The organism is Paenibacillus hebaui (genome assembly GCF_051934385.1).
Classification (GTDB): Bacteria; Bacillota; Bacilli; order Paenibacillales; family Paenibacillaceae; genus Paenibacillus.
The window spans coordinates 4327498-4341400 of record NZ_CP196836.1 but is presented as its reverse complement, the minus strand read 5'-3'; the positions used below and the strand labels follow the sequence as shown (position 1 = coordinate 4341400).

The 13903-nt window shown below is 48.3% G+C and carries 9 protein-coding genes; 7 read left to right on the top strand and 2 right to left on the bottom strand.

What is annotated here, in order from left to right; genetic code table 11:
• Window positions 1-21: 21 nt before the first annotated feature.
• Together ACR32F_RS19110 and ACR32F_RS19105 are read right to left on the bottom strand one after the other, a co-directional pair.
• Window positions 22-1119 carry a HAMP domain-containing sensor histidine kinase gene (locus ACR32F_RS19110; protein WP_440109704.1) on the bottom strand — a complete coding sequence of 366 codons (1098 nt, stop codon included), beginning with the start codon at window positions 1117-1119 and terminating at the stop codon, window positions 22-24.
• A complete protein-coding gene (locus ACR32F_RS19105) occupies window positions 1104-1778 on the bottom strand; it encodes a response regulator transcription factor (RefSeq protein ID WP_440109703.1) in 675 nt (224 codons plus the stop codon). Before ACR32F_RS19105 ends, ACR32F_RS19110 begins: the two co-directional genes overlap by 16 nt.
• A gap of 277 nt (window positions 1779-2055) precedes the next feature.
• Between ACR32F_RS19105 and ACR32F_RS19100 the strand changes: the two genes are divergently transcribed.
• The 7 genes from ACR32F_RS19100 to ACR32F_RS19070 all read left to right on the top strand — a co-directional run bounded on the left by ACR32F_RS19100 (window position 2056) and on the right by ACR32F_RS19070 (window position 13794).
• The gene (locus tag ACR32F_RS19100) at window positions 2056-3462 is read left to right on the top strand and encodes an N-acetylmuramoyl-L-alanine amidase (protein WP_440109702.1); all 1407 of its coding nucleotides are present in this window, start codon (window positions 2056-2058) and stop codon (window positions 3460-3462) included.
• Between the two features lie 258 nt (window positions 3463-3720).
• Window positions 3721-5133 carry an N-acetylmuramoyl-L-alanine amidase gene (locus ACR32F_RS19095; protein WP_440109701.1) on the top strand — a complete coding sequence of 471 codons (1413 nt, stop codon included), beginning with the start codon at window positions 3721-3723 and terminating at the stop codon, window positions 5131-5133.
• A gap of 36 nt (window positions 5134-5169) precedes the next feature.
• Window positions 5170-5868, top strand: coding sequence for a GerMN domain-containing protein (locus tag ACR32F_RS19090; RefSeq protein WP_440109700.1), 699 nt, complete (start codon window positions 5170-5172; stop codon window positions 5866-5868).
• Window positions 5869-5940: 72 nt separating this feature from the next.
• Window positions 5941-8679 carry an S-layer homology domain-containing protein gene (locus ACR32F_RS19085; RefSeq protein ID WP_440109699.1) on the top strand — a complete coding sequence of 913 codons (2739 nt, stop codon included), beginning with the start codon at window positions 5941-5943 and terminating at the stop codon, window positions 8677-8679.
• Window positions 8680-8840: 161 nt separating this feature from the next.
• Window positions 8841-9536 carry an endonuclease III gene (nth, locus tag ACR32F_RS19080; RefSeq protein WP_440109698.1) on the top strand — a complete coding sequence of 232 codons (696 nt, stop codon included), beginning with the start codon at window positions 8841-8843 and terminating at the stop codon, window positions 9534-9536.
• Window positions 9537-9559: 23 nt separating this feature from the next.
• Window positions 9560-9832: a hypothetical protein gene (locus ACR32F_RS19075; RefSeq protein ID WP_024630585.1), complete on the top strand. Its 273-nt coding sequence runs from the start codon at window positions 9560-9562 to the stop codon at window positions 9830-9832.
• A 287-nt stretch (window positions 9833-10119) separates the two neighbouring features.
• On the top strand, window positions 10120-13794 hold the full coding sequence (locus ACR32F_RS19070; RefSeq protein WP_440109697.1) for a dynamin family protein: 3675 nt from the start codon (window positions 10120-10122) through the stop codon (window positions 13792-13794).
• The last annotated feature ends 109 nt before the right edge of the window (window positions 13795-13903 follow it).

The following is a 13903-nucleotide window of genomic DNA, read 5'->3' as shown; positions in this document are numbered from 1 at the left end:
ATGTTATCAGATCATTTTCAACTATTTATCAACTTGGGTCCCAATACTTGCCGTCACGCTCCCGCCTCCGTTAGGTCCGTTTGCGATCTGGAGAATCCCTTCATGTTTTTCGCAAAACACCTTGCAAACGTAAAGGCCCAACCCGCGATGTTCGGTCGCATCCCACACTTCGCCGCGGTAAAAAGGGAGTATAGCCTTACTCAGGGCTTCGTCCGAGAAACCAGGACCGTCGTCTGAGACGGTAATCTTCATAATGCCTCCCTGAACGTCATAGCGGACGTTTACTTGACTGGCTGCGTATCTCACCCCATTGGCCACCACATTCTCGAAAATCTGCATGACGAGATAGGGATCCACATGTATTGAGGCATTATCATATTCCACGGAAGAGACGAAGCGTATACCGAACTGTCTTGCGATTTGTTCGGCGCTGCCGTCCAGCAAAGCCGTCAATGAAATCGTATCTATCGACTGGCAATTCAACGGGACATCCTCCAGCCTCTGAATCGAGTTCATGGCCTCCGCATAGCTCTCCAGACGCGAGATGTGAAGGTTCATAGTATGGATTAGGTCCAGCACCTTTTCTTCTGACAACTTTTTCTCGGGCAGATAGGTGGCGAGAAGCTCGGCGTTTCCTTTCAACACTGACAGGGGTGTTCTCAGATCATGGGCAAAAATAGCATTGATCTGCTTGCGCTCTTCAACCGAACGCCAGAGTGTCTTTAGGTTTTTCTCCAATTGTGAGCGCATGTTTTCAAATACCGCGATCAACTCGCCCATCTCGTCCTGGCTGTCATAGGAAATGCGGAAGCCTAGATCGTTGGCCGAGATGTTCTCGGATGCTCGTTTTAATAGCTCCAGCGGACGTTTTAGCTTCCATCTGTAAAATAGAACGGCCATGGTGACAATTCCAGCGGCTACGGTTAGCAGCACCGCCGTGACGAGGGAGGGCAGCACCCAATCCGTTTCTCCGAAACGCAGTCGCAGGTTCTCCGCCCAAGCAAACTCCATAGTTATGATGGCCAGCACGGCAATGAGTGTGACCACGCACAACAGCATAAAAGATTGCAGTAAGGACAATCGCTTTAAAAACAGGAGCCTAGTCATGAACTTGGCCATTTGTATCCTACTCCCCAAACGGTCTCGATTTTGTTATCACAGCCGTAATCCTTTAATTTGTAGCGAATTCGCCGGATATGCTCCGCGATCACGTTACTGTCGCCTTGATCGTCCATGCCCCAAATCTTTTCGTATATGCGTTCCTTTCCAAACACCATACCAGGATGCGTGGACAGCAATTCGACGATATCAAACTCTTTTTTGGCCAGTGAAATTCGCTTACCCAGGTAGTAGAGCTCTCGGGCGGTATAATCAATGACCAAATCATCGTTAAACCTTACCGAAGATTTGCTTTGGATTCGCTGTTCCCTGCGCATATGCGCTTCGACCCTGGCCCCTAACTCGCGAATGCTGAAAGGTTTCAGGATATAGTCATCGCCTCCGGCCCGAAATCCGGCTATTTTATCAGCATCTTCGATTCGAGCCGTTAAAAATAAGATCGGGCAAGAGACGAAGTTGCGGATTTTTTCGCATAATTGAAGGCCGTTCTGTTCAGGCATGTTGATATCTAACAAAACGAGATCGGGTTGTTGTTCCACTTTCCGCAGCGCTTCCCGACTGTCCTTGGCCGTCATGACGGAATATCCGTTAATTTCAAAATAGTCAGTCAGTAGCTTTCGAAGATCTGCTTCATCGTCCACGATCAGTATTTTAGGCATCAAGGCTCAGTCTCCTGTATCCGAGTATTTGAACTCAGCATAGCAAAAATTGGCGAGGAATGTAATCTCCATACGATTTTGGGAACTAGACTAATGGAGAAAGCACCCTTTTTTTGATCCCCCTGTTTCCGACTAAATATGACAACGTTGTAACCGGATAATCAGACAATATCTGATAAACTGATTAGTAGATTATGGAAGGGTTGATCGTGTTGGGCGTTGCATCACAGCGAATCAGATTGAAGGTTCAAAAGACAAACAGAATGGTGGATGATGTATGAAGAAATGGTCGGCAGCAGTCTTTGTTTTTCTGTTCCTATGTTTATTTCCTGTCATGGCAAATGCCGATTCTTCGCCCTCGATTGTGCTGGACGGTGTGACCATTAAGCAACAATCGGGAGCTCCGGCCGAGAACATGGGCAAGACCGTCATGGTGCCTATTCGGATTGTCTCTGAAAACCTCGGTTATCAGGTGAAGTGGGAGAAAGCGACCCAGACCGTTCGTATTCTTAAAGGCAACAGCAGTATTCAGATGACGGCAGGGGAAGATGCAGCTACCGTGAATGGAAACGTGGTGAATCTAGATTCTCCCCCTTTGATCAAACAGGGAACTACACTCGTTCCATTACGTTTTGTTGGTGAAGGCATGGGCCTACAGGTAGGATGGGACAACGGAACTAAGACAGTAAGCCTATTCAGTATTCCTCCTGTGACAGGTACAGAGAGTGAGACTGATCCAGTAGAAACTCCTGAACCGGTTGGACTTGGAGAGATTCAAAGCATTAGCTTCAGCGGAGATCGATTGATCATTGCGACGAATGGGAAAATCACCCCCAAAGTGTCCAGTCTCAGTGGACCCGACCGTATTATCGTGGATCTGCCTGGAACCACATTTGCGCAGGAATTTATGCAGGGACAAGCCACTAATCCGGATGGGAGTGGAAGTGTTCAGGTTACGGATTCGGCACTGGTCTCCAAGGTTCGTTATGCGATATTCAGCAAGTCACCTTCAACAGTGCGTGTGGTCCTGGATCTAAGTCAGGCAGCTACTGCCAAATGGTCACTCGGTGATAACAACGTGATGCTCGTGGACCTCGCGATGGCCACTGGAGAATCGACAAGTCAGCCGGCTATCCCAACCAATGATGGAAAAAAAGTGGTGATCATCGATCCGGGACATGGTGGACGTCAGTCGGGGGCCGTTAGTGTGAAAGGTGCCTACGAGAAGGATTTTAATTTGTCAGTGGGATTAAAAGTTCAAGAGCTTCTGCAACAGCATACGGATATTCAGACGGTCATTACAAGGCAGGATGATACGGAGTTGTCCTTGCAACAACGCGTGGATATTGCCCAACTGAATCAAGCGGATATTTTTGTATCCATTCATGGAAACAAATTTACGACTCCTGTTCCCAATGGAATAGAGACACTCTATAGTCGCAAGGAAAGCAAAGTTTTGGCGGACATACTTCACAAACATGTGCAGCCGATTACAGGACTTAAGGATCGGGGGGTCAAAACGGCAAGTCTGCATGTGACCCGAGAAACAACCATGCCTGCAGTCCTGCTTGAACTCGGCTTTCTGAGTAATCCTACCGATGAAGCGCTGATGCTCACAGAGGATTATCAGAACAAATGTGCACAGGCAATCGTGGACGGAATCGTTGAATTTTTGGGATTGTAACGTGGGTTATGCGTAAATGTGAAGGTTAGGGTCGTACGTTGTTTAGAGATGCATAATTGATAATAAAGGAAAAATAAAGACATTAAAATGTAGAAAAAGCTTGATTTGACAACGTTTTTTTTCTGTTATGTTGGAATATATTCGCAACTTTTGAGAGTGCGGGGCGTCTAATAGGTGTCTGGTAATGCCCAAGTGGTCAGTCGGAGCTGAAGATTCACAACATGCGGCAAAAAAATATGAGAATGGTAGGGGTGGAGGATGAAGAAGTTCGGTTTTTTGGTACTGTTATTTGTCTTTGGGCTCGTTTTCCCGGGCTATAGTCATGCAGCAGCAGATACGCACATTATCCTAGATGGGGAAGAAATTGTTCAGCCTTCGAATGCCAAAGCGGTAAACATCAACAGCACGGTGATGGTTCCTATTCGGGTTATTTCTGAAAGCCTGGGATATGGCGTGGACTGGAAACAGTCAACAAGCACCGTGACTATCAGTAAAGACAACACTGCCATGCAGATGATTGTTGGACAGAAGACGGCAAAGGTGAACGGCAGTAACGTGAGCTTGGATGCCCCACCACTCGTGAAAAATGGTACCACACTTGTGCCTCTCCGGTTCATCGGTGAGCAAATGGGTCTTAAGGTGGGTTGGAACAATACAACGAAGACGGTAACATTAGTTACCCAGAATTCAGGTTCCGGAAACGGGACAATCACTCCTCCGAACTCTGGCAATAATGGTGGAGGTTCCAATCAGGAGGGTCTTGTACTGGTGAACGGCATCAGCTTTAGCGATAACCGCTTCTTGATTGCAACAAGCGGAAGTACGAAGCCGAACGTCTTCACGATGACAGGACCGGATCGAATCGTGATCGACTTGCCGAATACCGCATTCGCTGATTCTTTCAGTGAGGGACAAGCTCTGGACAGCAATCAGAATGGACAGCTTGTTGTGAGTGGATATCCGGATGTATCGAAGATTCGTTATTCCTTGTACAGCAGTAGTCCTTCTACCCTTCGTTTTGTGATTGATTTGAGCAATGCTAAGGGTTATGACGTGCAAAGTGACTCCGGTCTCGTTATGATTGATCTGAACAAAGAAGGCACTTCAACGCCGCAACCTCCAGTTGGAAACAATGGTAAAAAGGTGGTTGTTGTAGACGCTGGACACGGTAATCATGACCCTGGAGCCATTGGGGTAACCGGCAAAAGGGAAAAAGATTTCAATTTGGCAATGGCGCTGAAAGTGGAAGCATTGCTGAAAAAAGAATCCAACATTGACGTTGTGCTGACGCGCAGCGATGATACATTTTTGGCATTGAAAGAACGAGTGAAGATCGCAGAGAGCTTGAAGGCAGATATCTTTATATCCATCCATGCAAATAGCGGGTCTGCTGCGGCAAACGGTGTGGAGACATTCTACACCCGTTCTAACAGCAAGGCACTGGCTACGGTGATGCACAAGTATCTTCTGCAGTCATCTGGTTTGAAAGACCGCGGTGTGAAAACGGCAAGTCTCCATGTAACCCGTCAAACAACGATGCCAGCTGTTTTGCTGGAAGCTGGTTTCCTAAGCAACAAGAGTGATGAAGCGGCATTGTTCAATGAAAGTTTCCAGAACAGTGTAGCCAAAGGGATTGTTGCAGGGATCAAGGAGTATCTGGGAATTAAATAAGGGTTCTAGCCCTTATGATCAGGAGGCGGAGTTAGGATGAACAAAAAATTATGGATTGCAGCGCTGCTGGTAACGGTTATGGCAGTTGCTGCTGGATGTGGAAGCAAGCCAACAGCTGCTCCATCTCCAACTCAGACTCAAGGTGCGGGAACAGAGAACAATGCGCCTGATGATCAGGACGAGACGGAGATTACTGAACCTGTTACCGTGGAACCGGAGGATACAACAACAACGACACCGGATAAGACAGAAGACAGTACTACTGAAGGCAATACAGAGGGTACAACAACGCCATCTGGCGGAACTTCTTCAGAGAAGCCAACGACTTCTGAAAGTAACGAGAAGAAGTCCATTAATGTATTCTATACGGATCCGGAAGAACTGGAATTACACAAGGCAACCGCAGAGATTTCTTACGCATCAGATGATGCCAAATACAAGGCTGCATTTGCAGCACTGCAACAAACCAAAGATGATAAACTCGTTCCGCTTTGGGCGAAAGAAATCGAATTGAAGTCTGTTCAATTCAAAGACGGAGCACTTACTCTGGATATTCATATGCCGGATACCGCACGTCTTGGTGCGGGCGGGGAAGTATTTGCACTGGATGCTTTGAAACAAACGTTCTTCCAGTTTGATGAAGTCAAATCATTGGATCTGCTGGTGGACGGTCAACAATCCGAGAGTTTGATGGGCCATGTGGACCTTGAGCATCCAATGACGCGATCCGAATAGGCTGCACAGCATGTTGTTGTACCGTGAATCCACGGAATATCGGCCGTTTTACATGAGAGAGGGGAATCATAGGTGACTTTTAAATATAACAATCCATCACACTCTAAAAAAGTAGTATCAGCCGTGCTTGCAGGCATGATGGCCCTTAGCGCCGGCGGAGCTGCCATGGCAGCAGAATCAACAGAAACGGGGCAGGGCCAGAATGCGGCTGTAACAAATACGGCTGCACCAACCGGTTTGTTCAGTGACATTAAAGTCGGATACTGGGCTGAGAAACATGTGTACAAACTGGCATACCAAGGCATTCTTCTCGGTAATAACGGCCTGTTCCGTCCAGGAGACGCAGTAACACAACAGGAAGCTGTAACAATGGCCATTCGTTTTATGAATAAACAAGACCAGTTGAACACCGGCACGGCTGCGGCATTACCGACAAACATGGAAGTGGGAAACTATTTTAAGCCATATGTCGCACTGGCAGTTCAACTTGGACTCATTGATAAAACGGAAGAATCCACAGTGGATGTATCCAAAACATCCTGGGGGCAAAAGCCAGCATCTCGTGAGTGGATCACGAAGCTATTGATCCGTTCGTTGAACAAAGATGCTGAAGCGAAGGCACAAAATAATCAATCTACCGGATTTGCTGATAATGCAAGTATCTCTGAGAATGGTAAAGGTTACGTCAATTTGGCTGTTAGTCTGGATCTGGCCAAGGGTGTTGAAGGCAACAAATTCAATCCAATCGGCTCCGTTACCCGTGCTCAACTCGCTACATTCTTCAGCCGTGGTGAATCGTTAACGGATACAAAGTATCCAAACACATCGACGGGGTATGTAACGGGATTGAAGGATGGGCAGATCACGCTGGTAGTGGACGGAAAAGTCGTTAACTATGCAGTGAACAGCAGTACGCCGTACTTTACCAAAGACAGTGAATCCCGTGCTTCGTCTGCGGATGTGAAGCTGTATACGAAAGTACAGGTTGTCGGCGCTGCCGGTGGGGCTTCCTATGTGGAAGTGGTTGATGCAACCCCACAGGTAGAAAGCGTTGAGGGTACTTTTGCACGTTCATTATCAGGTAATAAAATAGGTTTGTTTGTAGGAGAGAATTATGAAACTTACAGCTATGATGATGCGACTGCATTTGTTGACCAGAACGGAAATGCAATCAAACTGTCTGATATCACAGCAGACAGCATCATCGAAGTACAGCGGGAGACGTTCTCTGCGGACAAAAAAACAGTAGTGATTCGTGTGAAGTCCGGTATTGTCAACAAAAGTGACAGTGGGACTATTGCAGAAGTAACCACTACTGCTAAAACCATAAAACTGACCAATGCGGCCGGGGTTACAGAGCAATATGCGTTTAACGACAATCTAATCATTCTTTATCAGGACCGAATTCTGTCTCTGGCTGAACTTAAAGCGGGTAGTACCGTAAAATACACAGTGAAAGACAGTGTCCTGCAAACCATAGAGTTATCCCAAGGTGCGGAGCAGTCAGTACGTGGCACGCTGGTCGAGATTGGTGGTAATCAGTCCACACTGATGTTCAAACGTCAAGGTGGATCTTTGGAAGCGAAACTGCTGGTTGAGAAGCCAGAAGTGATCATTAATGGAATAAAGGATGCAACGCTGAATGATCTGATTACTGACGCAACGAGTGGAGATCAGGTTGAGCTTACATTGAACTCCGAAGATCGAGTGACACGTATTCAGGTGATTGGCCGTCAGATGGAGCCTATGAACGGAGTAACCATTATATCTTACAACAGCAAAACCAAAGTACTAACGGTGCTCGACAGCAACAAAAAACCGTTTGTATTTACATTGGATGAAAAAACGAAGCTCGACTATAATACAACCAAACCTACATTGGCTGGTCTGGAGTCGGTGTTGAGTGAGGGTCGCAAATTGGATCTGACTTATGTGGGAACTCGTGCGCTATCGATTAAAGTAATCTATAAGTACGAAGGCACAATCAGCAGCATCGATACTGCGGGCAGAAAAATCAGTTTGTTGTCCGGAAACAAGACAATTACAGTCCCTTACTCCATAGTTCCAACGATTGAAGTCTACAATAAGTCTGGAGCAAGTCTGAGTGACCTGAAGATCGGTGACAATGTGACGGTTACGTTGGGTTCGAATCAGGATTATGTACAGAAGGTCGCACTGAACACTGTGGCACAATTTGAGGTTACGTCTGTGGAAACCAATGGTCGTATTCGTGTGAAATCGGATTCCCTGACAAGTCAGTTCTACGTCGATCAAGCGGTTCTGACAAGTGAAAATGGGCAGACCATTACGGCTTCACAGTTGACGGCAGGAAATCTGATTAATGTAACGTTTGAGGGAGCTACGTCTAAAGCGGTTCAGGTTGTTAAACGTACTCTAGCTGAGGTTACATCGGTGGATGCTGCGTCAGTTACGCTTAAATTGTTTAATGGTCAGAGTGAGACGGTTCCTGTTAGCGGTACTGTGAAAGTAGTTAAATCAGGATCTACGTTAACTTCACTGGGCAGTCTTACGGTAGGTGACCGTGTTGAAATGACGAAGGATACGGATAATTCCACCCGTTTCAGAGTACTGACTGTCATGAGCAAACAGTTCTGGTCTTATGATGGAGTGGGTAACCAGATTTTGGTTAAGCGTGAGTCTACTTCAGACACCAACTATCGTTTTGCACTAGGTTCTGGTGTATTTGTTCACCAGGGCGACAACACTTTAAGCGTGCAATCTCTCAAAGATAATGATAATATTGTATTGTATCTCCTGAACAATGTTGTAATGGAGATTCAAAAACAGTAATCGTTTCTTTTCGAGGATCAAAAGAATGACCGTCTTGATGCGGGATCTTTCCCGCATCAGGACGTTTTTTTTGCAAGCTTTTTGGCGTCCCCGCAGAGAACTCGAAATAAGGTTCGAAGTAAGTCCACTTTGTGTGGTGATTTTGTGGGAGGTAGCTCTTCATGAATGCAGCGACTGTTAGGCATATACTCGATACAATGGAAACGATGTTTCCTGATGCACATTGCGAATTAAATCACAGCAATGCGTTTGAATTGACTGTAGCTGTTCTGTTGTCTGCTCAGTGCACCGACGAAACGGTAAACAAGGTAACCGCAGACTTGTTCAAAAAGTATACCAGCCCTGCCGATTATCTTACTGTTCCTCTCGAAGAGTTGGAGCAGGATATCCGGCGCATCGGCCTGTACCGGAACAAGGCCAAGCATATTCAGAACATGTGCCGAATTCTAATAGAGCAGTATGGCGGTGATGTACCTCAGGAACATGATCAGCTTGTGACGCTCCCTGGAGTTGGGCGGAAAACTGCAAATGTCGTTGTATCCAATGCGTTTGGAGTCCCCGCAATTGCCGTGGATACGCATGTCGAACGTGTGTCCAAACGACTCGCACTGGCAGGTTGGAATGACTCTGTAATTGAAGTCGAGAAAAAACTGATGAAGCGTGTACCTCGGGATGAGTGGACCTTAACTCATCACCGGATCATTTTTTTTGGACGCTACCATTGCAAGGCACAGAACCCTCAATGTCATATCTGTCCTTTGCTGGACATATGCAGAGAAGGGAAAAAACGTATGAAAACGTCCCAAATCAGGAAAGATAAGGAACGTGCAACAACCCCAAAACGAAAAATAAACTAATGAGTAGAAGAGGATGAGTAATCATGAAATGCATTTCCGTGTACACTGACAATTTTGAGGCCTTCTCCGATATTTTCGAACAAATCGTTGAACAGGAAATGGCTGAAAATGAAGAAAAAGAAGTAGAAGGCATCACTGTAAGCCATTCTGGCGATGTGCCTGAACATTATCTGGAGCGTATGTCTACGAAACCAGAAGTGGTTGTCATGAGAGACAAAGGCCGCGACATTACGATTTTGCAGCATGGACAAGTATTTGAAATTTTGCTGCCTTCGATGGAGAACGCTGTTTCCTAAGAGATCATTAGCCCCAAAGGCTAGGTTGCATCGATGCCAAGTATGGTCATCTTCATAAAGGTGATCATACTTGGCATTGGAGGCAACAGGTTCATGTTCATGTAATAGAATATTTGAACAGAAAAAACCGACAGGATCGGTTTTTTTTAGTATGAAGAATGATCTGATCTGGTATATTCAATTTCGAAGCGTTCAAATTCAAACTTGTTAATGTTAAAATAGTTCTATTATAAGATAAAGGCATCGCATGAGATGCCAAATTAGAGGAGCCAGGGGGAAGGCCAGTCATGTCCAGAACAGATTACCCAGTAGAAATGGCCAAACCTCTGCTTCCACTGCGAGAAGCGATGGAGCAGACTAGGGACCATACGGCTGTACAGGCTTTAACGGATTTGATCAGCAAGGCGGAAATGAAACAATTAACGATTGCGTTCTGTGGACACTTCTCGGCAGGCAAATCGAGTCTTATCAATAGTTTATGCGGTAAGCGGGTGTTGCCTTCGAGTCCCGTACCTACAAGTGCGAATGTGGTATCGATCCGTAATGGTGAGCCCAGAGCGCTTATTTATACGTCTTCTAACGTAAGCGCTGACAATTCAGGCGGGGTTCTTGAGGTTTCACCAGAACAGCTGGAAGAGTATTGCAAGAATGGTGGAGAATACAGCTCTATTGAAGTGTGGGATGATATCCCTTTGCTTAAAGATGATGCGGTACTGCTTGATACGCCAGGCGTGGACTCGACCGATCAGGGGCATAGCCTTGCTACTCATTCGGCGCTTCATCTGGCTGATGTGGTGTTCTATGTGATGGATTATAATCATGTTCAATCGGAAACCAATCTGTCTTTTGCCAAAAGTTTATCGGATTGGGGCAAACCGTTGTTTCTTATTGTGAACCAGATTGATAAATATCGGGAACGGGAGCTATCGTTTGACGACTATGTTGAAGGTGTAGAAGCGATTTTTGCCGCCTGGGAAGTCAGATATGATGGCCTGTTGTTTACTTCGCTTCGGGAACGGGAGCATCGTTACAATCAATGGGAGCAGCTTCCACGACTGATTGAACATATGATGGAGCAGAAGGAAGGACTAATACGGCACAGTCTGGCCAGTTCGGCAAGTCATGTAACGGAGCAGTATCTGACAAGGAAAACCGGAGAACGCGAAGAGGAAGAAGCTGCACTTCTGGAGGAAGTCGGAGGCAAGGAAGGTATGGAGCGTTTGGAACGGGAGATGGATCTTCTGGATCAACAGGAAGCTGAACTTCGTTCCAAACCTTCACGTGAGCGTGAGAAGTTTCGGGCAGAACTGGAACCTCTTCTCGCGAATGCAAACCTTACCCCCGCTGATATTCGAACTTCCGCAGGGGCTTATTTGGAGAGCCGCAAACCCGGATTTCGGGTAGGGTTACTATTCTCCGGGGGCAAGACCGAGCAGGAGAAACAGCGTCGTGCTGCCGAGCTTGTAAGGCTCTTGCAGGATCAGACCTCAGGACAAGTGGAGGTACATATTCGCACCATGCTCAGGCAGTTGGGGGAATCTCATCAGCTGTGGGGAGCGGATTGGGAGCAGGCACTGAACACAGAGCTGCCTGTGGTGGATGAAGCACTGTTGGAGATGAAACGGAGCGCCAGTGCAGAGGTATCTCCCGAGTATGTGCTTCAATTCAGCAAAGATATACGGGGCGAGATTGAGGCCCGCTACCGCAGGTCGGCTATGATGCTGGCCGACCGTTTGCTCGATGCGCTGGGCGCGCAAGGCGAAGCCGCGCTCCAGGCGCTGGACGCCAGCCGCGCAGCGCTGCTGGCGCAATCCGCGGCGGCGGCGCGCTACACGGCGCTCCAGCGCAGCGCCGTCGCAGAGGCAGCAGGGCTGCGCAGCCTGCTGCCTCCTGCGGGCCCCCTCACCTCCGGGCTATTGCCGGAGGTACAGGGCCCGCCCGTGCCCGCGAACGAGCCGGGCGAAGCTCCCGGCCCGCATACGGGCACGGCAGAGTCTGTGGCTGCGCAGCCACAGACTCCAGGCACAGCGCCGCCGCAACGCAAAGCGGCGGTGCCTGGGCCATCGGCGGCTGGCGCACAGCGCCGCCAGCGCCTGGACGCAGCGGCGGCACGGCTGGAAGCCGCCGCTGCGCTGGTGGAGCCGTACCCCGCCATGGGGTCGGCGGTACGGGATCTGCGTGCACGCGCGGCTTCGCTTGCGGGCGGCACGTTCACCCTGGCGCTGTTCGGAGCATTCAGCGCCGGCAAATCCTCCTTCGCCAACGCGTTGCTGGGCGAAGACGTACTACCCGTCTCGCCGCATCCAACGACAGCGGCGATTAACCGGATCATGGCTCCGGCCGGTGGCGCGGAGCATGGAACAGCCCGGGTCCGGATGAAGACCCGGGACGCCTTCCAGGAAGACCTCGTCTATTCCTTCCGGTTACTCGGACTGGGGGAGCCTGGGGCAGATTGGCAGAAACGTGTCAAAGCGCTCTCCCCACAGGACGTACATCCGGCGGGACGCCCACATTACAGCTTTTTGCAGGCAGCGGCAGCCGGATGGGAAGATACGGCAGACCAATTGGGTCAGGATGTGCAGGTAGATCTGAACGGATACCGAAACTTTGTGGCCAATGAGAAGAAATCCTGCTTTGTGGATAGTATTGACCTGTATTACAGCTGTGATGTGACGGAACAGGGAATTGTACTGGTGGATACGCCGGGAGCTGATTCCGTGAATGCGCGTCATACGGGCGTGACATTTAACTATATGAAGAATGCGGATGCACTCATTTTCGTAACGTATTACAACCACGCCTTCTCTCAGGGAGATCGACAGTTCCTAAACCAACTGGGACGGGTGAAAGACAGCTCTGCGATGGATCAGATGTTCTTTGTTGTGAATGCGAGTGACCTGTCTTCTTCTGAAGAGGAGCTGGAGCAGGTACTTGATCATGTGAGCACACAGCTACGCAGTAATGGCATCCGGGCACCTCGTCTATTTCCGGTATCCAGTATGCTGGCGATGGAAGGCAAGATTGCCAGTGACGCCAATCTGCTGGAACAATCTCGTTTTATCCGCTTTGAGGAAGAATTTAACCGGTTTGCAGGCAGAGAGCTGGCCGATCTCGCGGTTGGTGGAGCTTCCGAAGAGCTGGCACGTGTCATTCAGCGACTGAAAAAGCGTGCTGAGGATGCGGCCCAGGGTGAGGAAGTCCTGCAACAGCGGCGCGATGAGCTGGGCTCCATTCAGGGACAATCACTCCAGCGGGTACAACTGCTCGCGGAACGGTCCATGAAGGAGGAGTTGTCTCAGGAAACGACAGAACTGCTCTTTCATGTACGGCAGCGTCTGGGATATCGTTTTGGTCAATTCATGGCAGAAGCGTTCCATCCGTCGGTACTTCGGGAGGATCGTGGTAATCTGAAGGCGGCTTTTGCAGCCTGTGGACGTGAACTGTTGCGCATGATTTCCATCGAACTGGAGCAGGAATTGCTTGCAACAACCCTCAGACTCGAACAGACAGGTCAGACCTGGTTGCTTAAGCAGGTTACGGAATGTATAGATGAAGTGAAACGATTATCAGGAGGCATGGATCTGTCACTGCCACTGAATGAACGCTGGAGTACACCTGTCCTTGAAGAAGTTCGTCTGGAAGAACCTTCTGGGTGGAAAACCTATCTGGGTTACTTCCGTAATCCGAAGCAATTCTTTGAAGGGGATGGACGACAACGGCTGCAAGAAGCACTGGAACCTATTATCAAACAGATGGTGATTGAGGTTCTCCCTACTGCGCAGAACAAGCTGATTCAATTTTATGACAACCAGCTTCAACAATCATTGCAGCATCAATCTCGTCAATTGGAAGAGAGAATTGAAGAGGCTGTGGGTGCCATTCATGAGACACTGACAAGTGGAGTTTCCACAACGCAATGGGAGGACTTGTCGGTACGACTCGAACAGATTGAACGTGAATAGAAGGCGGTAGAACCAAGCATTATCTGGAAACCGCTGTAAGACTAAATGAACGATACAGCCATACTTTGAAGTGTTTCGCAATGAATACAAAAAAGGCTCCTGCCCCAAA

Bases quoted from the DNA above. Each gene is read 5' to 3' on its own strand.
- ACR32F_RS19100 (WP_440109702.1), top strand. From the start codon at position 2,056: ATGAAGAAATGGTCGGCAGCAGTCTTTGTTTTTCTGTTCCTATGTTTA.
- ACR32F_RS19095 (WP_440109701.1), top strand. From the start codon at position 3,721: ATGAAGAAGTTCGGTTTTTTGGTACTGTTATTTGTCTTTGGGCTCGTT.
- nth (WP_440109698.1), top strand. From the start codon at position 8,841: ATGAATGCAGCGACTGTTAGGCATATACTCGATACAATGGAAACGATG.
- ACR32F_RS19110 (WP_440109704.1), bottom strand. From the start codon at position 1,119: ATGGCCAAGTTCATGACTAGGCTCCTGTTTTTAAAGCGATTGTCCTTA.
- ACR32F_RS19070 (WP_440109697.1), top strand. From the start codon at position 10,120: ATGTCCAGAACAGATTACCCAGTAGAAATGGCCAAACCTCTGCTTCCA.
- ACR32F_RS19075 (WP_024630585.1), top strand. From the start codon at position 9,560: ATGAAATGCATTTCCGTGTACACTGACAATTTTGAGGCCTTCTCCGAT.
- ACR32F_RS19090 (WP_440109700.1), top strand. From the start codon at position 5,170: ATGAACAAAAAATTATGGATTGCAGCGCTGCTGGTAACGGTTATGGCA.
- ACR32F_RS19105 (WP_440109703.1), bottom strand. From the start codon at position 1,778: ATGCCTAAAATACTGATCGTGGACGATGAAGCAGATCTTCGAAAGCTA.